The organism is Labrys sp. F242 (assembly GCF_057813875.1).
On record NZ_JBVASG010000004.1, the window covers coordinates 523,074 to 547,676 of the forward strand.

At 62.6% G+C, this 24,603-nt stretch carries 19 protein-coding genes; 10 read left to right on the forward strand and 9 right to left on the reverse strand.

Annotation, left to right across the window (positions count from 1 at the left end):
* Nucleotides 1–13: 13 nt before the first annotated feature.
* The 3 genes from ACZYTC_RS25870 to katG all read right to left on the reverse strand — a co-directional run bounded on the left by ACZYTC_RS25870 (nucleotide 14) and on the right by katG (nucleotide 7,278).
* Nucleotides 14–2,707: a phosphoenolpyruvate carboxylase gene (locus ACZYTC_RS25870; protein WP_488990887.1), complete on the reverse strand. Its 2,694-nt coding sequence runs from the start codon at nucleotides 2,705–2,707 to the stop codon at nucleotides 14–16.
* A gap of 387 nt (nucleotides 2,708–3,094) precedes the next feature.
* A complete protein-coding gene (locus ACZYTC_RS25875) occupies nucleotides 3,095–4,918 on the reverse strand; it encodes an FkbM family methyltransferase (protein ID WP_488990888.1) in 1,824 nt (607 codons plus the stop codon).
* A 155-nt stretch (nucleotides 4,919–5,073) separates the two neighbouring features.
* Nucleotides 5,074–7,278: a catalase/peroxidase HPI gene (gene katG / locus ACZYTC_RS25880; RefSeq protein ID WP_488990889.1), complete on the reverse strand. Its 2,205-nt coding sequence runs from the start codon at nucleotides 7,276–7,278 to the stop codon at nucleotides 5,074–5,076.
* A gap of 358 nt (nucleotides 7,279–7,636) precedes the next feature.
* Between katG and ACZYTC_RS25885 the strand changes: the two genes are divergently transcribed.
* On the forward strand, nucleotides 7,637–8,593 hold the full coding sequence (locus ACZYTC_RS25885) for a hydrogen peroxide-inducible genes activator (RefSeq protein ID WP_434960730.1): 957 nt from the start codon (nucleotides 7,637–7,639) through the stop codon (nucleotides 8,591–8,593).
* A 125-nt stretch (nucleotides 8,594–8,718) separates the two neighbouring features.
* On the opposite strand, the gene ACZYTC_RS25890 is transcribed toward ACZYTC_RS25885, so the two are convergent.
* Nucleotides 8,719–9,093: an SPW repeat domain-containing protein gene (locus ACZYTC_RS25890; protein WP_434960729.1), complete on the reverse strand. Its 375-nt coding sequence runs from the start codon at nucleotides 9,091–9,093 to the stop codon at nucleotides 8,719–8,721.
* Between the two features lie 389 nt (nucleotides 9,094–9,482).
* On the opposite strand from ACZYTC_RS25890, the gene ACZYTC_RS25895 reads away from it, so the two are divergent.
* Nucleotides 9,483–9,866, forward strand: coding sequence for a PaaI family thioesterase (locus tag ACZYTC_RS25895; RefSeq protein WP_488990933.1), 384 nt, complete (start codon nucleotides 9,483–9,485; stop codon nucleotides 9,864–9,866).
* 198 nt (nucleotides 9,867–10,064) lie between these two features.
* Here ACZYTC_RS25895 and ACZYTC_RS25900 read toward each other — a convergent pair whose 3' ends face one another.
* The 3 genes from ACZYTC_RS25900 to ACZYTC_RS25910 form a co-directional block, all read right to left on the reverse strand.
* The gene (locus tag ACZYTC_RS25900; protein ID WP_488990890.1) at nucleotides 10,065–10,868 is read right to left on the reverse strand and encodes a CDP-diacylglycerol diphosphatase; all 804 of its coding nucleotides are present in this window, start codon (nucleotides 10,866–10,868) and stop codon (nucleotides 10,065–10,067) included.
* Nucleotides 10,869–10,950: 82 nt separating this feature from the next.
* Nucleotides 10,951–11,955 carry an alpha/beta hydrolase gene (locus ACZYTC_RS25905; RefSeq protein WP_488990891.1) on the reverse strand — a complete coding sequence of 335 codons (1,005 nt, stop codon included), beginning with the start codon at nucleotides 11,953–11,955 and terminating at the stop codon, nucleotides 10,951–10,953.
* A 13-nt stretch (nucleotides 11,956–11,968) separates the two neighbouring features.
* Nucleotides 11,969–12,916, reverse strand: coding sequence for an MBL fold metallo-hydrolase (locus tag ACZYTC_RS25910; protein WP_488990892.1), 948 nt, complete (start codon nucleotides 12,914–12,916; stop codon nucleotides 11,969–11,971).
* Between the two features lie 90 nt (nucleotides 12,917–13,006).
* Between ACZYTC_RS25910 and ACZYTC_RS25915 the strand changes: the two genes are divergently transcribed.
* The 6 genes from ACZYTC_RS25915 (at nucleotide 13,007) to ACZYTC_RS25940 (ending at nucleotide 20,375) form a co-directional block, all read left to right on the forward strand.
* Nucleotides 13,007–14,023 carry a LysR family transcriptional regulator gene (locus ACZYTC_RS25915; RefSeq protein ID WP_488990893.1) on the forward strand — a complete coding sequence of 339 codons (1,017 nt, stop codon included), beginning with the start codon at nucleotides 13,007–13,009 and terminating at the stop codon, nucleotides 14,021–14,023.
* The gene (locus ACZYTC_RS25920) at nucleotides 14,020–14,652 is read left to right on the forward strand and encodes an SCO family protein (protein WP_454817844.1); all 633 of its coding nucleotides are present in this window, start codon (nucleotides 14,020–14,022) and stop codon (nucleotides 14,650–14,652) included. The genes ACZYTC_RS25915 and ACZYTC_RS25920 overlap by 4 nt, the downstream gene beginning before the upstream one ends.
* A complete protein-coding gene (locus tag ACZYTC_RS25925) occupies nucleotides 14,649–15,122 on the forward strand; it encodes a DUF411 domain-containing protein (protein ID WP_488990894.1) in 474 nt (157 codons plus the stop codon). Before ACZYTC_RS25920 ends, ACZYTC_RS25925 begins: the two co-directional genes overlap by 4 nt.
* 400 nt (nucleotides 15,123–15,522) lie before the next feature.
* A complete protein-coding gene (locus ACZYTC_RS25930; protein WP_434960722.1) occupies nucleotides 15,523–17,472 on the forward strand; it encodes a PrkA family serine protein kinase in 1,950 nt (649 codons plus the stop codon).
* A 21-nt stretch (nucleotides 17,473–17,493) separates the two neighbouring features.
* Nucleotides 17,494–18,801 (forward strand): YeaH/YhbH family protein, encoded by a 1,308-nt coding sequence (locus ACZYTC_RS25935; protein WP_434960721.1) that lies wholly within the window; start codon nucleotides 17,494–17,496, stop codon nucleotides 18,799–18,801.
* An 11-nt stretch (nucleotides 18,802–18,812) separates the two neighbouring features.
* Nucleotides 18,813–20,375 carry a SpoVR family protein gene (locus tag ACZYTC_RS25940; RefSeq protein ID WP_441770695.1) on the forward strand — a complete coding sequence of 521 codons (1,563 nt, stop codon included), beginning with the start codon at nucleotides 18,813–18,815 and terminating at the stop codon, nucleotides 20,373–20,375.
* A gap of 154 nt (nucleotides 20,376–20,529) precedes the next feature.
* Here ACZYTC_RS25940 and hpaR read toward each other — a convergent pair whose 3' ends face one another.
* Together hpaR and ACZYTC_RS25950 are read right to left on the reverse strand one after the other, a co-directional pair.
* Nucleotides 20,530–21,024, reverse strand: coding sequence for a homoprotocatechuate degradation operon regulator HpaR (hpaR, locus tag ACZYTC_RS25945; RefSeq protein ID WP_434960719.1), 495 nt, complete (start codon nucleotides 21,022–21,024; stop codon nucleotides 20,530–20,532).
* 78 nt (nucleotides 21,025–21,102) lie between these two features.
* On the reverse strand, nucleotides 21,103–21,975 hold the full coding sequence (locus tag ACZYTC_RS25950) for a helix-turn-helix domain-containing protein (protein ID WP_488990895.1): 873 nt from the start codon (nucleotides 21,973–21,975) through the stop codon (nucleotides 21,103–21,105).
* Between the two features lie 103 nt (nucleotides 21,976–22,078).
* Between ACZYTC_RS25950 and ACZYTC_RS25955 the strand changes: the two genes are divergently transcribed.
* A complete protein-coding gene (locus ACZYTC_RS25955) occupies nucleotides 22,079–23,641 on the forward strand; it encodes a 4-hydroxyphenylacetate 3-hydroxylase N-terminal domain-containing protein (RefSeq protein ID WP_488990896.1) in 1,563 nt (520 codons plus the stop codon).
* Between the two features lie 7 nt (nucleotides 23,642–23,648).
* Nucleotides 23,649–24,161 carry a flavin reductase gene (locus ACZYTC_RS25960; RefSeq protein WP_434960716.1) on the forward strand — a complete coding sequence of 171 codons (513 nt, stop codon included), beginning with the start codon at nucleotides 23,649–23,651 and terminating at the stop codon, nucleotides 24,159–24,161.
* Nucleotides 24,162–24,603: the final 442 nt, after the last annotated feature.

A 24,603-nucleotide genomic window follows, 5' to 3' on the forward strand; every position in this document is an offset into this window, starting at 1 on the left:
GATATGACCATCGTCAGCCGGTCCAACCGAGCCCGGCCGAGATGCAGTTGATCGAAAGCAGCAGGGCATTGACCGCCCGCTTGGGGCTGGCGGACTTGCCGTCCTGGGTACGGACTTCCCGTAAAAGCTGAACCTGCAGGCGGTGGATCGCATCCATCTGCGGGCGGATCTGGTCGAAATGGCGTTTGAAAGAGGGAAATCGCTCCGAAAGGGCCAGTCCGCCATTGACCTCGCCTATCATCTTGCGGGTCAGGTCATATTCGGCCGCGATCTTGCGATAGATGCGTTCACCCACCTCGTTGTCCTGCACCAGCGAGGCATAGAGGTGCCCGATCTCCATGTCGGTCTGGTAGAGCCCCTTGTCCACTTCGTCGACGACGAGCCGGAAGAAGCGCGAGCGTTCGAACATCTGACGCAGGAGGTCGAGGCCGGCATCGCCGCGAACGCCCACGAAGGAGTTGAGCGCGCTGCCGATGCCATACCAATTGGTGATCAGGTGCCGGTTCTGGCTCCAGGCGAAGACCCAGGGAATGGCGCGCAGATCCGAGATGTCGCGGGCGCCGAAGCGCCGCGCCGGGCGCGATCCGATCTTGAGCAGCGACAATTCCTCGACCGGGCTGGCCTGGTTGAAATAGTCGATGAAGCCGGGCTCGCGGATCAGGCCGGAATAGCTAGCCTGCGACATGCCGGTGAGCGCTTCCAGGGCCTCGTTGAACTCGGGGATGTCCTTGAGCTCGCTCTCGTTACGCGACTTGACAGAGTGGGCGAACACGCTCGCGGCCAGGATCTCGAGCTGGTAGAGGCCGGTACCACGATTGGCGAATTTCGACGACACCACCTCGCCCTGCTCGGTCACACGCATGACCCCGTCGATGGTGCCGGCCGGCTGGGCCGCGATGGCGCGGCCGGTGGGCGCCCCGCCACGGCTGACCGAGCCGCCGCGGCCATGGAAGAAGCTGATCTTGACCTTGCGCTTGAGACCCAGCGCAGCGATGCGCCGCTGGGCCTTGCTCAGCTCCCAGTTGGAAGCGAGGAAGCCGCCATCCTTGTTGCTGTCGGAATAGCCGAGCATGACTTCCTGGCGGTTGGCGAATTCGCGCACCGATCGGCGCACGATCGAAATCCCGAACAATTGGTCGAGAATGTCGGGGGCAGTGCGCAGATCCGCGATGGTCTCGAACAACGGCACCACGCGCAGGTTGATGGTGCCGCTGCCGTCGGCGGCCGTGGCCAGGCCGCTATATTGGGCGAGCAGATAGACAGCGAGTAGGTCGTCGCAGGAGCGTGTCATCGACAGGATGAAGGCACCTATGGCGCCTGTGCTCGGATCCACCGACGCGTCGCGGATGACGTCGAAGAGGTCGAGCAATTCCCGGGCTTCGTCGGACAGCGCCGCCCGATCAAGCGTCGGTCTCCTGCCTGATTGCAGCTCGGAACGCAGGCGAGTGCTCCATTGCCCGGTTTCTGGCTGCGGCACCTCGTCTGCCGCGATCTGGCCGAATAACTCGGCCAGCACGCGATTGACGACCGTGGAATTCTGGCGGATGTCGAGCGAGACGGTGCGGAAGCCGAAACTCTCGACCTGCTGGCGCAGGGGGCGAATGAGGCGCCGCGCCGTCAGCGAGCCGCCAAGCTTGATGAGGACGTTTTCGAGATCGCCGAGATCGGCGTTGAAGGCATCCGCCCGGGCATAGGGCTCGGCGAGAGACTCGCTGCGCAGGGCGCGCAGACGCTCCAGCATGCCCGCCGCGAACTGGCGCAGGGGCTCCCCGGGATTGCGTGCCGTCACGGCCGATGCCGTGCCCGTCGAGCTCAGGAGGCGCGCCAGGGCCTGGCCGAAATCCTCGGGAATGTCGACGACGTTGGCGCTGACGCTGAGCAAGGTCACCAGGCGGCGCACCTGCTGAATATACCAGCCGATGACGGCCTGGCGGCAAGCATCGAGTGCATAGGCCGTGGTCTTGGCCGTGACATTGGGATTGCCGTCGCGGTCGCCGCCGATCCAGGAGGCGAAATGCAGGAAGGAGGGTACCTTGAGGTCATATTCCGGGTAGTGGCGCCCCAGTGCCTCCTTGGCCGTCTCGTAGATCCGGGGCGTCGCCTCGAAGATGACCTCGCGAAAGAAGTGGAGGCCCCAGGCGATTTCGCGCTCGACCGATGGCCGTTCGAGCCGCAATTCGCCCGACATCCACAGCAGCTCGATCTCGCTAGCGAGGTCGTTGACGTGCTGCTCGCGCTCGCGCGGCGCCCAGCGATGCTGTTCCAGCTCGGTGAGCTTGCGATAGATGCGCCGGTGGATCTCGAGAACGGTGACCCGCTTGGCTTCGGTCGGGTGTGCCGTCATGGTCGGCCCGACCCACAATTGGTCGAGCGCCGCCTGCACTTCCTCGGCCGGATAGCCGGCGGCGGCGATCTCGCCTAGCACGTTGGAAAAGGAGCCGACGATTTCGTCGGCGCCGCCGATCTGTTCGAGCTCGCGCCGAGCGCGCACGGCGAGGAGTTCGTTGGCAATGGCGACGAGCTGGAACCAGATTCCGGTCGCCTGCAGCGCGCAGATGCGCTGCTTCTTGTCGAGCCTATCCAGAGGCTCGGTGCCGGCCAGCACCGCGGCCAGAGAAGGCTCGCGTTCACTGACGACAGAAAGGAGCAGCCTGAACAGCAGGCTGCGCACGTCCTCGCGGAAACTGAGTGGCCTGCTCTCATCCATCCAAGGCGTCCCCCGTCATCCATCCATGATCCCGCAGGCAGCCCGACACCGGCCTCTTGCCTGTTCCCCCGAATGCTTCGTCCTGGGGATTTTTGGTTGGCTTAGCAGATCGCGTTTTGCCGCGGTTGGAAACGCCCGGACGGGTAGAAATCCTGTTCGTTCGGGTGGTGAAAAGACTGGCCGCCCGGATGGTGCAAGACTGTGGCCGCGCCTACTCGCAGCCAGTCACACCAATGGCTCCGCATCATGTCTCATTACAAAAATTCTATTAAATATCCAATATTTTCAAATAATTATGGTGATACATTATAGTATTTTAGGAGAATTTTTTGCCGCCACGCGTTCATCCCCTCAATCATAGAGGGACGACGAGAAAGAATGGCGGGATCAACGGCGAAACACCCAGCCGAAACGTCGCGGCGGGGAGGCTTCCTCCTCCTTTTCGAAGCGCGCAACGACGTTCGTCAGCCCTTCATACATCCGGCTTCGCCGCATGATCCGATAATGCCAGGAGGCGAGCAGGCGCTCCAGGGTCGTTTCATGGTCGTCCCGAACTTCGATGAACAGCAGGGGGCGGCAGCGCTCGATCAGGCCGTCGAGACCGCCGAGGACCTCCAACTCCATGCCTTCGACATCGATCTTGACGAGGTCGAAATCCTCACTCGCGAAAAGGTCGTCACCCCTGACGATCGCAAGAGGGCCGGTATTCCCGGGCTCGACCATTGCTCCGCCCGAATTGTGGTCCGCCACCGCGACCACCCTGCCCCGCCCGGCCTTCGCTCCGAGCGCATGATCGACGCGGCTGAGATCGACATTCCGGCAATGGTTGAGCTGACAATTGAGGCGCAGGATCGCCTGGGAGCGTGGATTGGGTTCCACAGGCACGACGATGGCGGCGTCGAAGAAATGGGAAAAATAGACCGTGTGGTTGCCGACATGCGCGCCGACTTCCAGGATACGTGGTTTGCTGCCAACCAAGCTTCGCAGCGCCTCGAGATCATCGAGCTCGTAGAAGCGGCCGTGGACATGAAAGTTCTGCACGGAATCGCCGAGATCATCTACGAAGAAGGAAAAGCGCCGGCCAGCCTGATCGAACGACATCACGGAGCCGTCGACCCGCTGCACGAGATTGACCGGTGCATCCGCCCGCTCGGCGGAAACCTCGAGAGCGTGCAGGCGGAAATTGCATTGCCGGCCGTTCAGGCTCCTGTCGGCCATGGGCAGGCCCTCGTGCTGGAAGACGAGGTCGAGCCGGTCCTCCGCCTTCGGATCCAGGCTGAACGCGACCGCAAGACGCCGGTCATCCTCGAACCGGATCGAGGCAGCCTCCCAGGACCCGACGCGGATCGTGACACCCGGCGCAAGCCCTGCCTGCCGCCGCGCTGAGACCGCCATCGGCTCGAGCTCGATGACGACCCGCCGCCTTCCCGTTTGTGGCTCGGCGAACTTCAAGGTGAGATGGGATTCGCGACCCTCGCTGACCGGACGGCCATCCTCCAGGGCAAAGCCGCGCAGGAGGTGGGGCGAGCGGCGATGCAGCACGGCATCGAAGGCCAGGCGCACGGGCAGGCTCGCTCCAACCTCCAACTCCCCCGTCGCGAAGGCCGGAAAGAGCTGGGCGTTATAGCGCTGCTGCCACCAGGTTGCGGCGAGCCCCTTGGCCTCGGCTCCCGACCGGTAATCGAAGAAGGCGGTGGTAACGGCCACCTTGTCGAGTTGGAAGGCGTCGTCTGTCAGAAGAAAGCGATAGAGTTGATGGACGCTGGGGATGCGGATGTCCGAGATCACCAGCAAGGCGCCCGGCTTCAGCCGCTCGCGGATGGCGGCGAAGGCAAGATCGGCCGCCGGATAGCCGTCGGCGCCGCCGAGAACGGCGATGTCGACTTCCTCCCGCGGCGGCTGCACCAGCATGGCTCTGGCAACCGGGCCGTCGATCCAGGTGATGTTTTCCGCCGTGAAGCCTCTGCCCGCCGGCAATGTAGCCTGCCCGCCGTCGGCATAGACGCTGTGCCATCTGGCGTAGCGGGCGAGCAGAAGCGTGGTATGGCCGGTTCCCGTCTCCAGGCTGCGCAAAGCCCCCGCTGCGGCAGCTTCCCGCACGCGCCAGTCGAGATGATCCAGGGCCGACTCGCTGAGGGTTCCCACCTCCCCGCAGCCGGGCTCGAGCGGGAACCGCGCCAGCAGATCCTTGAGAAAATCGGACATCGGCATCTGCAATCCTCGCACCGCGCTTCATTCGCCACTGGAGCATATCGGCAGCATCGGCAACCAGAAAGCCTGCCCTGAACGCGAAAAGCCACCCTTTGTGAGGGTGGCTTTCCATGCTGTGCCCGGCTCCCGACGGAGCCGCGCAACTTTCACAGTGATCACGCCAGATCGAAGCGATCCGCGTTCATGACCTTTGTCCAGGCGGCGACGAAGTCGGTGACGAACTTGGCGTTGGCATCCTGGCTGGCGTAGACCTCGGCCAGCGCCCGCAGCTGGGAGTTGGAGCCGAACACCAGGTCGGCGCGGGTGCCGGTCCACTTCACCTCGCCCGTGGCGCGGTCGCGGCCCTCGAACACGTCCTCGGCCGGCGAGGTCGCCTTCCAGGCCGTGCCCATGTCGAGCAGGTTGACGAAGAAGTCGGTGGTCAGCGCCCCTGGCCGGTCGGTCAGCACGCCATGCTTGCTACCACCGGCATTGGCGTCGAGCACGCGCAGGCCCCCGACCAGCACGGTGAGTTCCGGCGCCGTCAGGCCCAAGAGCTGGGCCTTGTCGACCAGCAGCCCTTCGGCCGGCACGCTGTAGTCCGTCTTCAGATAGTTGCGGAAGCCATCCGCCACCGGCTCGAGCACGGCGAAGGACTCCACATCGGTCTGCTCCTGGCTCGCATCGGTGCGGCCCGGTGCGAAGGGCACCGTCACCTCATGGCCGGCCTGCTTGGCCGCCTGCTCGACCGCGGCATTGCCGCCCAGCACGATCAGGTCGGCGAGCGAGACCTTCTTGCCGCCGGCCTGCGCCGCATTGAAGCCCTGCTGGATCTCCTCCAGCGTGGCGAGCACCTTGGCCAGCTGCGCCGGCTGGTTGGCCTCCCAGTCCTTCTGCGGGGCGAGACGGATGCGCGCGCCATTGGCGCCGCCGCGCTTGTCGGAGCCGCGGAAGGTCGAGGCCGAGGCCCAGGCCGTGGCGGTGAGTTCGGAAATCGACAGGCCCGAAGCCAGAATCCTGGCCTTGAGATCGGCCACGTCCTTCTCGTCGATCAGGGCATGGTCGACAGCCGGCAGCGGATCCTGCCAGATCAGCTCCTCGGCCGGAACCTCCGGGCCGAGATAGCGGGCGCGCGGGCCCATGTCGCGATGGGTCAGCTTGAACCAGGCCCGGGCAAAGGCGTCGGCGAAGGCCTCCGGGTTCTCGAAGAAATGCCGGGAGATCTTCTCATAGGCCGGGTCGACACGCAGCGCCAGGTCGGTGGTCAGCATGGAGGGGGCATGGCGCCTGGAGCGGTCATGCGCATCCGGCACCGAGCCGGCACCCGCCCCGTGCTTGGGCTGCCACTGATGGGCACCCGCCGGGCTCTTGGTCAGCTCCCAGTCATAGCCGAACAGGTTCCAGAAGAAGTTGTTGCTCCATTTGGTCGGCGTCGAGGTCCAGGTCACCTCAAGGCCCGAGCCGATGGCATCGCCCCCCTTGCCCGTGCCGAACTTGTTGTGCCAGCCCAGGCCCTGCAGCTCGATGCCGGCCGCCTCGGGCTCGGGACCGACATTGGCCGCATCGCCGGCACCATGGGTCTTGCCGAAGGTATGGCCGCCCGCGATCAGCGCCACCGTCTCCTCGTCGTTCATCGCCATGCGGGAGAAGGTCTCGCGGATGTCGCGCGCCGCCGCCAGAGGATCGGGATTGCCGTTCGGCCCTTCCGGATTGACGTAGATCAGGCCCATCTGCACGGCGGCGAGCGGGTTCTCCAGATTGCGGTCGCCGGTGTAGCGCTTGTCGTCGAGCCAGACGTTCTCGGTGCCCCAGTAGATGTCCTCTTCGGGCTCCCACACATCCTCGCGGCCGCCGGCAAAGCCGAAGGTCTTGAAGCCCATCGATTCCAGGGCGCAATTGCCGGTCAGGACCATCAGATCGGCCCAGGAGATCTGGTTGCCGTATTTGCGCTTGATCGGCCAGAGCAGGCGGCGGGCCTTGTCGAGATTGACGTTGTCGGGCCACGAATTGAGGGGGGCGAAGCGCTGCGTGCCCGAGGAGGCGCCGCCGCGCCCGTCGCCGGTGCGGTAGGTGCCGGCACTGTGCCAGGCCATGCGGATGAACAGCGGACCGTAATGGCCGAAATCGGCCGGCCACCAGTCCTGCGAATCCGTCATCAGCGCGAACAGGTCCTGCTTCAGCGCGGCAAGGTCGAGCTTCTTGAACTCTTCAGCATAGTCGAACGCCTTGCCCATCGGATTGGACAGGGCAGAATGCTGGTGCAGGATCTTCAGGTTCAGCTGGTTCGGCCACCAGTCACGGTTCGAGCGAACCTCAAAGCCGGGACGCGCCCCATGCGCAACAGGGCACTTGCCGGGGGTCGGCGTATCGCTTCCGTCCATGATCGTCTCCAATGGTTCTTGTTGATGAAATTTGCTTGGCCAAGGACTTTGGCCAGGAACTATCGCGTCTCAGAAAGACAATTGCGTGTCATGGTCCATGACAAAGTGGCCCATGAGAGAGTGGCTCACGAACGCGGTATGGCTTCTCGCCAACTGCTTGACCGCAATAGAACACCCTGCAAACGACATTAATCGCAGCCACCCGAATTCTGTGCGCCTTCGAGGCGGCATGTCTCGGGGATCACAACGCGGAATCTGGGTCATATCCGACTCGCCTCATCGCCCCCGTTTAGAGCTTTACTAGAGTTCTCTCATCAGTTTAAGTCAGCTTTTCCGATTATTGCGATAAGGTCAGCTTATGAAAAATCTGACGCTCCGGCAGTTGCGCTATGTCGAGGCACTGGTCCGGCATAGCCATTTCGGCCGGGCGGCGGATGCGTGCGCGATCTCCCAGCCCGCTTTGTCGATGCAGATCAAGGAATTGGAGGAAGGCCTGGGCCTGGCGCTGTTCGAAAGAGGCGCGCGCCAGATCAGGCTCACCAGCTTCGGCAACGAGTTCGCCACACGGGCCCGCGACATTCTGCGCGCAGTCGAGGCGTTGGGAGACCTGGCCCAAGCCTGGCAGGACCAACTGGTCGGGCCGCTGCGCATTGGCATCATCCCGACGGTTGCTCCCTATCTGCTGCCGACCCTCGTCGGCAATCTCGCCCGCTCGCATGAGGGCCTGGACATCCATGTGCGCGAGACTGTGACGCCCCGACTGATTCAGGAACTCATCGACGGGCGTCTCGATACCGCCATCGTCGCTTTGCCGGTATCGGAGCCGTCCTTCAACGAGGTCGCGTTGTTCGCCGAAAGCTTCGTGCTGGTGAGGCCGAGTGAGGACGAGGGAAAGCCGGTGCCGGACCGGGAAATGCTCAGCGAGATGCGGCTGCTCTTGCTGGAAGAGGGTCACTGCTTCCGCGATCAGGCGCTCGCCTTCTGCAATGCCCCATCCCTGCGGACGCGCGAATTGCTGGACGGCAGTTCCTTGTCGACACTTGTTCAAATGGTCGGGGCCGGTATCGGGGTCACCTTGATCCCGGAAATGGCAGTGCCGATGGAAACACGCTCGGCGCATGTCTCCATCGCCCGTTTCGCAGATCCCCAACCCTCGCGCACCATCGGCATGATCTGGCGCAAGACCAGCCCCCTCGTCAAACAACTCCTGGAAATCTCGAAAGTGGTACGCGATGCGGCCGATCTGTTGAGACTGCGCCACGACCAGAGCCTGTCCGATTTGCTGCTTTCACCTGCCGGGTCCCACGCCTCGTAGCTGATCCTTGGAGCCCCTTAGTCGCGGCAAGAGCGCCAGAGCATAATCCGGGTTTGGTGGAGGACACTCGTGTGAACAGGCCGGGGCCCACAAGAGACCCGGCCCGATCGCGCTGCCGACGCAACCTACGCCGCCATATCGCGATTGCGATCCTGCCAGAGTTCCAGGATCGCGAGTATGGCCACGAGCGCCCCAAGCACGATGTGCCAGTTGCGCAGCGGTGAACCATAGGCGAACACGAATGGCTGTATTGCCAGCCACAGACCGCAGGCGAGCGACAAGATTTCCTCCCAGCGCCGCAGGAACACCACCTCCAGCCCGGCAAGCACCACGACGGCCGCGCCCACCAGGGCCGTGACCAGCATCACGGTGGGCGTTTCGGTGCTACCGAACCATAGGGGAGAGATGGCGATCGCGACGCCGAGGATCATCAAGGCGATGTCCTCCCAGCGTCGGTGTTGCAAAAGCCCCAAGGGCCCCATGACGTTGAACGTTGCCATAATGCGCCTCCTCTCAAGGCCATGAGCTTTGCTCAAACGCCCGCGAGGACAACCGTGCCTTGCTTGAGAACATCCTCGGCAGGCGTTCTTTGCACTGGCATCATTATCTCAAGAAAGCCCAGTAACTTCAATGCGTCTTATTATCCTGGCCGGCCCATCCAACGTAGAATGCAAGACGTTTTCCGATCAGGATTTTCGGTAGGCCGGAAGCATGTTCTTGTACGACTTCATCGAGGCATCAGCGGCTGAGTTTCAAATAATGTGGTGCCAGCGAGACGCATCATGGATAATGCCCCATCGAGCACTATCCGAATGGAGGCTAGGTGACGGAACTGGAAATCCCGCGGGTCGAAGCCCGCATTCGGGCCAGCTTCGCAAAGCAAGGCCTTATGGATACGCTCGGGGCAACGCTGGCCAGCGTGTTGCCGGGCCGGGTCGAGATCGCTCTCGTGCCCAGCAGCGCGGTGTCTCAACAACATGGCTTCGTTCACGCCGGAGCCGTGAGCGCCATTGCCGATAGCGCGGCAGGCTATGCTGCCCTCAGCCTGATGCCGATGGACCAGGGCGTGCTGACGGTCGAGTTCAAGATCAATCTCCTGGCCCCGGCGGCGGGCGAGCGTATCGTGGCGCGCGGCAAGGTGGTCAAGGCCGGGCGCACGCTGACGCTTGCACAGGCCGAAGTCTTTGCGCAGAGCGAGGGCAAGGAACGGCTGACCGCCGTGCTGACCGCGACGCTCATGGCGATCGAAGGCAGGGACGGCATCGTCGATTGAGTGCCATGTCCTGGATTTGGTGGCTCCAGGCGCCTGAAACCTCTCTATCGGGCCGCGCCTGCCGTTCCCGTTCGATCCCCTCTGTGACGTCACGCGCCATCGAGACGGAACCAAGGATGCCCTGGTCGGCTTCCATAAGGGCGAAACTCATTTCGACATAGAGCTTGGGCCCGTCTTGTGCAGCGCCCTCGAGCCACCCTATTGCGCCTGCTTCACCAATTGACAAGTCGGGTCGATCAGGTCCTCGCCATGAGCCGGCGCACCATCCTCCCGACGGCGGCTGAGAATGTAGAAGCCTCTGCTTCCATCCCTGAAGACCGCACCGACCACCACGATGGTCTGAAAGCCCATCGCGGCCCTGGCTTCGGGAATGCCGTCGGCAACCGCCTGGAATGGATTGAAGCCGGAGAGGTAGTCCCGCTTCAGCCTGAAAACGAGATAAGAAGGATCGGACGCTGTCGGCTTCAGGGGCACCCAGCCTTCCGAAAGCTTCGCCTCATTGTTCTTCAGGGCGTTGCGAATGCCCGCCCTGACACAGCTGACATGGATATGAAGCTGGTTCTGGGATCTGTCCTTCGCCGAATTCACGGCAAGCGCGACCATATTCCAATCCAGGTCGCGCTTGAGGATTGCACCGGGATAGGACCGCGCGGCCCAGGCATGCTCGAAATAGTTTTCGGCACCGGGCGCCAGGAGGGTCGCATCCTCGATCCCGGTGATGCGTTTCGTCGGAATGAGCAGATAATTGTAGGGTTTTGTCGGGGCATTGTCCTTGAGGACGGCGAAACCGCGATCCACACCCTTGCTGATGTCGACCTCGGCGCAATGCCGGCGCTCGGCCTGCTGCTGTTGTTCCGGCACGCATTGCCCGTTGACGATTTTCCAGAGGGCATCGGGATCGAGAAAGCGCGAGAGAAAGAAAAACAGGACCAGGCCGGCCAGTGTGGCGAGGATGGCGAGAGTCATCCCGGTTCTGCGCCAGCCGATCGCACTCGCCCTCATGCTTTCGCCTCCTTGGGCCCGCCGATCTCGGCGACCCGACCCGTAAACCAGAGCAGGCCAAGCTCGCGCCAATGCCCGCCTGCTACCGAGCCAAGTAATCGCCCCGCATGAAACCTTCATTAAGGAAGCCGATCACCGCATCGAAGGCCTGCCCCCGGTTCTTTTCCATGAGCACCATATGCGTCGCCTGCCCGATCTCGACGAAGCGCTTGCAGGGCGACTTGGTGAGGCGGACGAACAGATCGTGCGCCATGTCGAACCGGACATCGATGTCCCACTCCGCACCGACCAGCAACACCGGACAGCCTATGTCCGAGGGGTCGTAGAGCGGCCTGCCAGCGGTCCAATGCTCGCGCACGTCCTGCACGGCACCGGAGGGCGCCCTGATCGTGCCGGGCATGGGCGAGCCCATATCGGTCGCGAGCGTCACCTTCTCCCAGGTTTCGAACCAGCCCTCGGGTATCAATGTCCCTCTCGCCTCTTCCGGTGCCGGGCTTTTCCATGCCGCCTCGAAAGCTCTCGGGCTCACCAGGCGATAGGCTCCGAGCGGCCCTCCCGCATCGATGCGCAGCGGCTTTTCCGAGAGCCAGAGGGGCGTCACCAGCACGAGTTTCTCGACCGGCGCATCCGGCTGGCTGGCAAGAATGCCGGCCACCGTCGCCCCCCAGGACATGCCGAGCAAACCGAGCCGCGCTATGCCGCGCTCGCTACGGATGAAGTCGACCGCGGCGGCGAGGTCCCGGACTGCCGTATGGGCCGGCATCAGGGGAACGCCGTCCTCGGGCGGTCGTTCCATCTCGGGCAAACGGGTGGAGCCGCCATAGCCCCGGGCGTCGACAGCCCAGACATCGTATCCGGCGCGGGCCAGCACATCCATGAACGAGCCCTCGCCTACCGGCACATCGAACAGGCTCGCGGAGGGAAAGGTGGCGCCATGCATCATCACCAAAGTGCGCTCGGACCTGAACGTGCTCACACCGTCCGGTCGCTTGTTGAGGAGTTGCAACTGGATGCCCGGCGTATCACTTGCGATCAGCAGGGTCCGGGCAATGATGCGCGGCATCGACAGGGTATCGGCAGAAGTCATGACAGGTTCCTTATCAGACGAATTGCCAGCTGAAGGCGCTGCCGTCACGACGGACTTGGCCCGCTGAGGTCTCGGCGAAATGCGTGGTCAGCACGAGGGCGCCGGTCTCGGCGGCATGGTTCAGCGCCCACTGGCGTGACGCCGTGGCCGCCTGCGGGAATTCGCAATAGGTCGAGTTCCAATCCGGTCTGGCGACCTGGAGGGGGTGATGCAGCACATCGCCCCAGAACAGGGCGTATTCGCCTTCCGAGCGAAAGCCGATCGAAGCATGGTCGATGCTGTGCCCTGGGCTGGGAAAGAAGGAGAAGCCCTCCTCCACTTCCGAACCATCCACCACGATTTCACGGGCAAGCCCTGCTTCGAGGATGGGAACCACGCTGTCTTCGAACACGCCCGGAAGCGGCAGGCGAGCCATGGGCCCCAGGCTTGCTTCGGCCCGGATCGCTGCATCCGAGCTGGTCGCCGCCGCGAGCGCCGCGTTATAAGCGCGCTCGCGGGCGGAAAAGACGTAACGGGCGTTCGGAAAGGTGGGGATCCATCGCTCTCCGAGCTTGCTCGTATTCCATCCCGCATGGTCCGCATGGATGTGGGTCAGCAGCACCAGATCGACGTCACCCGGAGCAACGCCGGCCGCACTCAATCGCTCGAGGAACGGCTCATTGAGATGATGCAGCACTGCCAGGCCGGGGCGTTCCTTGTCGTTGCCGGAAGCCGTATCGACGAGGATGATCCGATCGGGGGTGGTGACCAGCCAGGCGTGAACGCTCTGGCGCAACAGCCCCGTCTGCCGGTCGACCGATCCCGGGCCCAGCTTTCGCACTTCCTCGGCTCCCGCCTCGGAATCGTACTCGGGATAGAGAAGAGCGGCATCGATCCCCTCGAGGGCCAACTCCGGAATCTTGGTGATGGTGGCTGCGCCGACCCGATAGGATCCGAGGGCTTGTTCCGTGTCCTGTTCCATATTCTGCTCCACATCTACCGCCTCGAAGGACGGCATTGTCCGATGCAGGATTTAGCGCTATCGATGTCATATTAGAAATCGATACGGCTCATGTCGCACATCAACCATTTCGATCTTCGTTCCTTCGATCTCAACCTCTTGGTGGCTTTCGACGCCTTGATGCAGGAACGCAGCGTCACGCGCGCGGCGACCCGCCTCAAGGTCGGGCAGCCGGCGATGAGCCACAGCCTGTCGACCCTGCGCGTGCTGTTGCTGGACGAACTCTTCGTCCGCGTCGGCACCGTGATGCAGCCCACCGCCTATGCCTTCGCCCTGGCCGACCCGGTTCGCGTGGCCCTTGCGCAGATTCAAGCCGCTCTCCATGCGCCCTCCACCTTCGACCCGGCGACGGAGGAGCGCACATTCCGCCTCGGCTTCTCCAGCGAGGTGGAGCTGTTGCTGATACCCGAGCTCACGGCCCGCCTGCGCAGATCCGCACCCGGCCTGAGGCTGCTCAGCCGGCAGACGGGAAGCGACGAGGTTCATCGCCTGCTGGATGAAGGCACGCTGGACCTGGCCGTCGGCTGTTTCCAGGCCGTTGCGCAGCGCCACAAGGCACAATTCCTGTTCGAGCAGGCCTTGAGTTGCGTCTTCAATCCCGACCGACTCGATATCGACCTGCCGATCAACCTGGCCGATTATCTGGCGCTGCCGCATGCGCTGGTCACGCTGACCGACAGCCTGCAAGGCTGTCTAGAGGCCGCCCTCGATGCCATCGACGCCAAGCTCAACGTGGTGTCGGCATCGTCCGAGTTTCTGAGCGTCCTGGCGACCGTCGCCGCCTCGCCGATGATCACCACGATCCCTACCCGCATGGCACAGCTTTACGGACCGCGCTTCGGCCTGACGGCAGGCCCTGCTCCCCTCGATCTCACGTTGCCGGCGGTTTCGATGGTGTGGTCAGCCCGCCTCGATCAGGATCCGGCTTCGTCCTGGTTCAGGGCCGAGGTCGCCGATACGCTCCTTGCCTTCGAGGCGGCGGCCCAGGACGCACCAAAGCGAATGAGACGACAGAAATTGGTATTGGAATTGGCAGGGCACCGCCCGCGTAAGGAACCGGCACAATGATCGCCCTGAAAGTCATCCGCGTCGCTGCCTGGAGCGCGATCGCAGTCGCCGCTCTTCTGCTCGGGGCGAATGCCCTGCTGCCGGACGCATGGAAAGGCGAACCTAAGCAGTCTGCGCTCGAAAAGCCCGTCATCGACATGGCGGCGGTGGGTGGACCCTTCCGGCTCACCTCGCACAAGGGAGAGGTGATCGACAATGCCCGGCTGGCCGGCAAGCCCTATCTCGCCTTTTTCGGCTTCACCCATTGCCCGGACGTCTGCCCGACCACGCTGTCAGATCTCACCGAACTGATGAGTGCCCTCGGCCCCGCCGCCGGGGCCTTCAACGTCCTGTTCATCACCGTCGATCCGGAACGGGACAGCCAGGGCCTGCTGGCGCAATACATGACCTCGTTCGATGAACGCATCCTGGCCTTGCGCGGCAGTCGGGCGGAAACGGATGCAGTGGTGAAGGCCTTCGCGGCCTATGCCCGCAAGGTGCCGATCGAAGGCGGCGAGTACAGCATGGATCATACCGCCGGCGTCTATGTTATGGGTGCTGACGGCAAGTTTGCCAGCATGCTCGACATGCATGAACCGCGCGAGACCAAGCTTCAGAAACTACGTCGAATTATCGAGGCAAAGGCATGAACATGAAGAGAAAATATGTTCTGAAACCTCTGCGAAGCCTTTCGATTGCGATACTGGTTTCTCTGCCCGGCCTCGCCCATGCCACCGGTCCCGTGATCGAGATCCTCACCACCGAGGGCTGCAGTTGCTGCATCGGGTGGGCCCGCCATCTGCAGGGAGAAGGCTATACGACGGATGTCCGGAAACTCCCGTCGAGAGAACTGCAGCAGCGCAAGCTGCAGCTGGGGGTGCGACAGGATCTTGCCTCCTGCCATACCGGCTTGATCGGCGGCTATGTCGTCGAAGGCCATGTTCCAGCCCGCGAGATTGCACGCCTGCTCTCCGAACGCCCCGACGCGGTTGGGCTGGCGGTGCCCGACATGCCTGTCGGTTCGCCCGGCATGGGAGAAGGCAGCGCCGATGCCGAGCCATACGACGTCCTGCTGCTGCGCAAGGATGGCACCACCCAGGTCTTTGCCAGCTATCGTTGACCTCAGCCCCGCGAAGACAGTCTCCGGCTCCGGTCGCGTCGCTTTGCCGCGGCATGTTGGCTGCAGTGCAGCATTCGCTCTAATTGCCCGCCGCTCGATACCGGATTTGGCTGTGAATGGTGCGCATGCACACGGACGAATCAACGATGATGCGTTAGATTGATCCCTGTTGATCAGCCGATTCATACTTGCGGCTAGAGCCACAAGCGTGAGGTGGCCGGGCGACGAACATTAATTTTTCGATCGCACTCTGGATAAAAATACTTACCGGCACCAGACTACCATAATATGCCGCAATCTTAGCGGATGTTCTTTGTGAGTCACTCGGAACTCTACGGGTTTCCTGCAGTTGAGTGAGCAAGGGCGCAGTCAACCCGATCAGCCACCATGGGAGGCTGCCATGACTGAGAGAAACAGCGACGTTTTCGACCTGTTTGCGGAACTTTATACCAACGCGGCCCAGGAGGAGATGAGCCTCCAGCAATATTTGCTCGCGTGCCGCGAGGACCAATCGATGTATGCCTCCGCGGCCGAGCGGATGATCGACGCGATCGGCAAGCCGAAGCTGCTCGACACCAGCAAGGACGAGCGCCTCGGACGGATTTTTGCCAACCGCACGGTCAAGACCTATCCGGCCTTCGCCGATTTCTATGGCATGGAAGATACGATCGAGCGTCTGGTCGGCTATTTCCGCTATGCCTCTCAGGGACTGGAAGAGCGCAAGCAGATCCTCTACCTCCTCGGCCCTGTCGGTGGCGGCAAGTCTTCCCTGGCGGAACGGCTGAAGAAGTTGATGGAGGAGCGTCCAATCTACACGCTCAAGGTCGGCGGTAAGATAAGCCCGGTTTTTGAATCGCCGCTGGGTCTCTTCAATCCGGACCGGATGGGCGATCTGCTGGAAGACAAATACGGTATTGCACGGCGGCGTCTGAACGGCCTGATCTCTCCATGGGCAACCAAGCGCCTCGATGAGTTGTCGGGCGACATCTCCAAATTCAGCGTCGTCAAGCTCGTGCCTTCGCGGCTGCGCCAGATCGGCATTGCCAAGACCGAGCCGGGCGATGAGAACAATCAGGACGTCTCGGCCCTGGTCGGCAAGGTGGATATCCGCCAGCTCGAACATTTCAGCCAGTCGGACCCGGATGCCTATTCCTACAGCGGCGGGCTCAACCGCACGACCCAGGGGCTGCTCGAATTCGTCGAGATGTTCAAGGCGCCGATCAAGGTTCTGCATCCCCTGCTGACCGCAACGCAGGAAGGCAGCTATAACGGCACCGAGAATTTCGGCGCCTTCCCCTATCAGGGTATCGTCGTGGCCCATTCCAACGAGTCGGAATGGCTGCAGTTCAAGAGCAACAAGAACAACGAAGCCTTCCTCGACCGCATCCTGGTGGTCAAGGTGCCCTATTGCCTGCGTGTCACCGAGGAAAGGCAGATCTACGAGAAGCTTCTGCGCGAGAGCGAACTGGCCAGCAGCCCTTGCGCGCCGGAAGTGCTCGACCTTCTCAGCCGCTTCTCGGTGTCGACCCGGTTGGCCGAGTTCGACAATTCGCCGCTCTATACGAAAATGCGTATCTACGACGGCGAAAACCTGAAGGAACTGGATCCCAAGGCGAAGGCCGTGCAGGAATATCGCGATGCCGCCGGCGTCGATGAAGGCATGACCGGCGTCAGCACGCGCTTTGCCTTCAAGATCCTGTCGCAGACCTTCAATTACGACACCCAGGAACTGGCCGCCGATCCCGTGCATCTGATGTACATCCTGGAGGAGGCAATCAAGCGCGAGCAGTTCGCGAAGGAAACGGAAACCGCCTATCTCGATTTCATCAAATCGGAGCTGGCAAGCCGCTACGCTGAGTTCATCGGACACGAGATCCAGAAGGCCTATCTCGAATCCTACTCAGAATATGGCCAGAACCTGTTCGACCGCTACATCGCCTATGCCGATGCCTGGGTGGAGGATCAGGACTACAAGGATCCCGATACCGGCCAGGTCCTCAACCGCGAGGTGCTCGACAAGGAACTGTCCCAGATCGAAAAACCGGCCGGCATCGCCAATCCCAAGGATTTCCGTAACGAGGTGGTGAAATTCACCCTGCGCGCCCGGGCCAGGAACAATGGCCGCAACCCGGCCTGGACCAGCTATGAAAAACTGCGCGAAGTCATTGAAAAGCGGATGTTTGGCCAGGTCGAGGATCTCTTGCCGGTGATCAGCTTCGGCTCCAAGCAGGACAGCGTGACCGAGAAGCGGCATACGGAGTTCGTGCAGCGCATGGAGGCGCGCGGCTACACCCAGCGCCAGGTGCGTCGACTGGTGGATTGGTACATGCGTGTAAACAAGGCGGGTTGATCCCGGCCGGGTGGTGTTCCCATGCCAATCTTTATCGATCGCCGCCTCAATCCCAAGGACAAGAGCCTGGGCAATCGCCAGCGCTTCCTGCGCCGCGCGCGCGCCGAGTTGAAGCAGAGCATTCGCGACCAGATCAAGACCGGCAAGATCGCGGATGTCGATGCCAAGCATTCCGTCTCGATGCCGGTGCACGGCACGAGCGAGCCGACCTTCCGCGAGGCGAGGGACAGCGGCGGCCGCCATCATGTCCTGCCTGGCAACAAGCAGTTCGCACCGGGTGACAGGGTCTCCAAGCCCAATCAAGGCGCCGGGTCGGGCTCATCTCCCGGCTTGAGCGACTCGGAGGATGATTTCCGCTTCGTGCTCACCCGCGAGGAGGTGCTGGACCTCTTCTTCGAGGATCTCGAACTGCCCGACATGATCAAGCTCAATCTCAAGGAGATCCTGATCGTCAAGCCGCGGCGAGCGGGTTATGCGGTGAGCGGCTCCCCGACCAACATCAATGTCGGGCGGACCATGCGCAACAGCCATGGCCGCCGCATCGCCCTCAAGCGTCCGAAACAGGAGGAGATGGATACGATCCTCCAGGAGCTGGAAGGGCTGGAAGCCGGCCCGGCAGGTGCCGCAGCCGACCAGCGCATCGCGGAACTGCGCGAGGAGCTTGACCGCCTGGAGCGCCGGCGCCGGGTGATTGCCTATATCGATCCGGTCGACATCCGCTTCAACCGTTTCGACGCGCAGCCCGTACCGAACGCCAATGCGGTGATGTTCTGCCTCATGGACGTATCCGGCTCGATGGGAGAGCGGGAAAAGGATCTGGCCAAGCGCTTCTTCGTCCTGCTGCACCTCTTCCTGAAACGGCGCTACGAGCGCACCGACATCGTCTTCATCCGGCATACTCACGAGGCGCAGGAGGTCGACGAGGAAACCTTCTTCTACTCGACGCAGAGCGGGGGCACCGTGGTCTCTACAGCCCTCGAGGAGATGCAGCGCATCATCAAGGAGCGCTACCCCTCCAATGAATGGAACATCTATGCCGCCCAGGCCTCGGACGGCGACAATATCGCTACCGATTCCGGGCGTTGCATCGCACTGCTCGATGGCGAGATCATGCGCCTTTGCCAGTATTTCGCCTATGTCGAGATCATCGATGAACGTGAGAGCCACATTTTCGGTGGCACCGAGAACGGAACCTCACTCTGGCAGGCCTATGCGGCCGTCACCGAGCGCTGGGCGAACTTCCAGATGAGCCGCATCGCCAAGGCTTCGGACATCTACCCGGTTTTCCGCCGGCTCTTTACCAGGCAGTCCGCCTCGAAGGGCGGCTAAAAGGAGCGTCGATGCCCAAGCCTACGCCCAAGCATGCGCCCAATGCCGACTTGCTGTTCTCAGGCTCGGACTGGAATTTCAAGACGCTGTCTCGGGCCTATGACGCCATCGAGGCGCTGGCGGTCGAGGAACTCCACCTCGACATCTATCCCGTGCAGATGGAAATCATCTCGTCCCAACAGATGCTCGATGCCTATTCATCCGTTGGGATGCCGCTGATGTATCGGCATTGGTCGTTCGGCAAGCATTTCTTGCATCAGGAACTGATGTATCGCAAGGGTGGCCGCGGGCTCGCCTATGAAATCGTCATCAATTCCAATCCTTGCGTCGTCTATCTGATGGAAGAAAACACCATGGCGCTGCAGGCCCTGGTGACGGCTCATGCGGCGCTCGGCCATAATCACTTCTTCAAGAACAACTATCTTTTTCAGCAGTGGACGGATGCCGGCGCGATCCTGGGTTATCTCGATTTTGCCAAGGGCTTCATCACCCGCTGCGAGGAACGCCATGGCGTCGCCGCGGTGGAGGCCATTCTCGACGCTTCCCACGCGCTGATGGAACAGGGCGTGTTCAGATATCGCCGCCCGCCCAAACTGTCCTCGGAAAAACAGCGCGAAGGGGTGCGCGAGCGGCTGGAATATGAGGAACGCACCTATAACGATCTCTGGCGCACGCTACCGGCCTCCAAGGGCGGGGACAGGGCCGAGGAGGCCAAGGACGGCATGCCCGAACGGAAGAAGTCGCTTAATCTTCCTGAGGAAAACCTGCTCTATTTCCTGGAGAAGAACAGCCTGATCCTCGAGCCGTGGCAGCGTGAACTCGTCAGGATCGTGCGTGTCATCGCACAATACTTCTATCCGCAGCGGCAGACCCAGGTGATGAACGAGGGCTGCGCGACCTTCGTGCATTACACCCTGATGAACGCGCTGTTCGACCGAGGTCGGATCAGCGAGGGCGCCATGCTCGAGATCCTGCGCAACCATTCCAACGTGGTGTTCCAGCCGGGCTTCGACGATCCCCGCTTTTCCGGCATCAATCCCTATGCGCTCGGCCTCGACATGATGCAGGACATCCAACGCATCTCGACCGAACCGACGCAAGAAGATCGCGACTGGTTTCCCGAATTCGCGGGCAACGGCAATTGGCGCGAGGTCCTGCTCGACGCTTGGGCCAATTACCGCGATGAGTCCTTCATACGCCAATATCTCAGCCCCGCGCTGATCCGCAAATGGCGGATGTTCGTCTTGTCCGATGCGGCCAACGAATCCTTCTACAAGGTCGCCTCGATCCACAATGAGCGCGGCTACGAGAATATCCGCGCTGCCCTCGCCCACAGTTATGACATCGGCGCCAACCGCTCGGACATCCAGGTCGTCGATGTGGACCTGCTGGGCGACCGGCATCTGCGCCTGCAGCACAAGGTCAATGACGGCATCGTGCTCGAGCCCAACAGCCGCGACGCGACGCTGCGCCATATCCGCAGCCTTTGGGGTTACGAGGTGAGCCTGGAAGGCATCGACGCGCGGACGGGAACCAGGATCTATGAATGTTCAACCCGCCAGGCGGCGAGTTGAGTTGGCCACGAGTTGAGTGGGTCGGGGCGAGTGGGTCCCGCCCTCAGGGCTTGCCCGGCTCCAGCGCGATGCGCGCCTGCTGCGGCCGAACCAGGCGAGCAGCGCTTCGCCGCCGGGCAACTCGTGCAGGCCTGAAGCGGGGGCGGTCATCGGCTCACGCAAGCTCCTCGGGTGTTTCGGAATCGTTGCGGAACGTCGCAAGCTCCCCCAGGAGATCGACCAGTTGATCGATGCGCTCGCGGCCGAAGCGCTCTTCCAGCACCGCATAGATCTTGCGGCTGTCGGGCAGGACTTCACGAATGACGGCCTGGCCCGCGGGCGCGAGTTTCAGAAGCACGCGGCGACCGTCCCCCTTGTCCTTGTGCTTGGTGATGAAGCCGCGCTCTTCCAGCGAGCGGATCATGCGGGTGAGGCTGGGCGCCAGGATGAAAGCGCGATCGGCGACCTCGGAGGCGTCCAGCATGCCGGCTTCGTTCAGCACGCGCAGCACACGCCATTGCTGCTCCGTCACGCCGTGATTGGCGAGCATGGGGCGAAAATGGCTCATCACCGCCTCGCGCGCCCTCAGGAGCGCGATCGGCAGCGAACGCCGCGTTTCCTTCAGCCTTGCTTCCTCGATCACCGGAGGCGTTTCCTTTACTTCATCCATGCATCGTCACCCGATAGCGGCTCTGGGGCTTGAGCACTACTTGCATACTCTGCCCGCTGCGCAAACTCCGGGCGCCGTTCATGGTGTCCTGGCACCGCCATGCCGCGCTTGGCCGATGCGCCATTCGCCCGGCGGCTCGCCGACATGCTTGCGGAAGAAGCGCGAGAAATAGGCCGGATCGTGAAAGCCGATCTCATAAGCGACGTCCTCGACCGAGCGGATGGTGAAGACCAGGAGGCGCTTGGCCTCGATCAGGCGCCGCCTGTCGATGAAGGCCTTGGCCGACAGGCCATGGGAGGCCCCGCAGGCCCTGGCGAGCAGATGTGGGGTGGTGCCGAGCGCCGTAACATAACGCTCGATCGGCCAGGCGTCCCGGAAATGCCGGTCCACCAGGCGCCTGAAGGCCAAGGCGAGGTCATGGCCCTCGCGTTCGCCGATGCGGCCGGTCTGGCCGAGCAAGGCGATGTCGTTCATCGCCACCGCCAGCAAGGCCCCCAGGGGCGCCATCTGCCCCTGCCGATAGTCTTCGAGAAGATGCTGCATGGTCGCGGCCAGAGAAAGCCAGAAACGGCTCTCGCTCTGCCCGCGCACCATGATCGGCTCCTCGATCGGCAGGGCCGAAAGCGCGGCGATCGGCGGCAGAGCGCTGTCGGCGATCGAGGCGACGATGGCGTCGGTCTCCTCAGGCGCGACAGTGAAACCATGCACCACGCCGCTGGGGATGTAGCTGACCGCAGGTGCGATAAAGTCCAGCCGCCTGTCCTCGATGAAATATTCGCCCCGGCCTCTGGTCCAGAAGGTGATCTGCGCCATCCTGTCATGTCTATGGGCGGAAACCTGGCCTGAATGCAGCGATTTTCGCTCCATTACCGTTTCCATATGCAGGAATCCGACATCAACAGGGCGATCGGGCTCACCATAAACGAAGAAGCTGGGAACCTTGTCGGACACGGGCGCCTTCTTAAAAAAGTACAAGTGATTTTACCATTCTGTCCATGGTACGCGCCGCCGGCAAGGCCTAGCCTGGCGTCAACGAACATCAGGGAGGAAGGCGATGCGATCGGAAGATTTCCGCGCCGATAAGAAACGGCCCTTCACGGGCGCCGAATATCTGGCTTCGCTGCGCGACGGGCGCGAGGTCTACATCAATGGCGAACGGGTTGCCGATGTCACCGCCCACCCTGCCATGCGCAATTCGGTGCGCTCGCTGGCACGGCTCTATGACGCGCTGCATGACGAGAAAACCAGGCCGATCCTGACTGCGCCGACCGATACCGGTTCCGGCGGCTACACCCACAAATATTTCCGTGTCGCCCGCTCCTCGGCCGAACTGGTGGCGCAGAAGGACGCCATCGCCCATTGGGCCCGCATGACCTATGGCTGGATGGGCCGCACCGCCGACTACAAGGCGGCGCTGATGAACACGCTCGGCGCCAACGCCGACTGGTACGGCCCCTTCAAGGACAATGCGCTGGCCTGGCACAAGCGGGCGCAGGAAGCCGTGCTGTTCATGAATCACGCCATCGTCAACCCGCCGATCGACCGCCACAAGCCGGCCGATGCGGTGAAGGACGTCTTCGTCCACATCACCAGGGAGACCGATGCCGGCATCCACGTCTCCGGCGCCAAGGTGGTCGCCACCTCCTCTGCCCTCACCCACTACAATTTCCTCGCCCAGAGTTCAGCCACTGTCACCGAGGACCCATCCCTCTCCGTGATGTTCATCGTGGCGATGAACGCGCCCGGGGTGAAGATGTTCTGCCGGACCTCCTACGAAGAGACGGCCAATCGCGGCGCCCACCCCTTCGACTATCCGCTCTCCTCCCGCTTCGACGAGAATGACGCCATCCTGGTGCTCGACAATGTCTTCATCCCTTGGGAGGACGTGCTGGTGCTGCGCGATGCCGGCAAGATCCTGTCCTTCCATCCCGCATCCGGCTTCATGCACGGCTATTGCTTCCAGGGCTGCATCCGCTTCGGGGTGAAGCTCGATTTCCTCGCCGGCCTGCTGGCCAAGGCCCTGCGCGCCACCGGGGGCGACGCCTTTCGCGGCAACCAGGCGATGCTGGGCGAGGTGATCGCCATCCGCCACCAGTTCTGGTCCTTCGCCAATGCCATGGCCCACAATCCCCTGCCGTGGGCCAATGGTGCCGTGCTGCCGAACCTGGAAGCCGCGCTCGCCTACCGCACCTTCATATCCGAGGCCTATCCCAGGGTAATCGACATCGTCAGGCGCACCATCGCCTCGGGCCTGATCTACTTGCCGTCCTCCGCCCGGGATTTCGCCAATCCCGAGATCGACCGCTACCTCGCCCAATATGTGCGCGGCTCCAACGAGATGGGCCATGTCGAGCGCATCAAGATCATGAAGCTGCTCTGGGATGCGACGGGCACGGAATTTGCCGGCCGCCACGCCCTCTACGAGCTCAATTACGCCGGCGCACCCGAGGAAGTCCGCCTGCAGGTGCTCAAGGGCGCCGAGCGCAGCGGGCGCCTCAAGGAGATGGAAGCCCTCGTCGACCAATGCATGGCCGATTATGACGAGAAGGGCTGGACGAGCGAGACCTGGCTGCCCCCGCTCGGCGAGGCCATACCGCCCCGCGCCGCCGCCGAATGAGGCCGCCATGCAGGAGCGCCCCTCGAAAAACGCTTTCCGTGACGCCATGGCGCGGGTATGCGCCAGCGTCAACGTGGTTACCACCAACGGTACGGCCGGGCGCGGCGGCTTCACCGCCACCGCCATGTGTTCGGTGACGGACGAGCCGCCGACCCTGCTGGTGTGCATGAACAGCCGCTCCGCGCAAACAGGCCGCTTCATCGAGAACGCCCGCTTTTGCGTCAACGTGCTGACACCGGACCACCAGCACCTCGCCGGCTATTTCGCCGGCCAGCGCACAGAGATGGAGGCCCGCTACGCCGCCGCCGACTGGATCGACTTTCCCTCCGGCAACCAGGCTTTGGCCGACGCCATCGTCTCCTTCGACTGCCGCCTGATCGACCGGCATCTCATCGGCAGCCACCACATCTTCATCGGCGAGGTGGTGGATCTGCGCAGCCGCAAGGATGGCCATGCGCTGCTCTATTTCGACAGGGGGTATGCGCAGGTGCTCGGGCAGGCGGGGAGTTTTGGGGGGTAGCGTGACCTGAGCCCTAAAAACTGGATCGCTTCAGGTTAGAATTCTTCGCAATACAAGCGTGGCAGGATATTGCGGTAAAAATCTACTCAATTCAACAACACGCCCGCTCTACCCGTGCCGAACGACCGCGATCACAGCGATATTGATCTTATTCATTCCTGTCACAGCGTCGAACGTATGTTTTGCTTCAGCGCCACCGACTAACATCTCCTCGATCAATCCGCACCGTGTGATCCGCAAGAAGATGCGCCCTTGCCAACAATCGCATAGCGATAACGGTCCGTCTGCTCAGACCATCCGTAACGATCCAGAATGACGAGGCATCACCATGCTTTAACACCGGCAGCCGTGAACTCGACCGCCGGCAAGCCCCTCCCTGCCGAACGGATATTTCAATCCTGCCTGCCAGCGTGCTTGATACGGCCCATATTTCACGCCACAT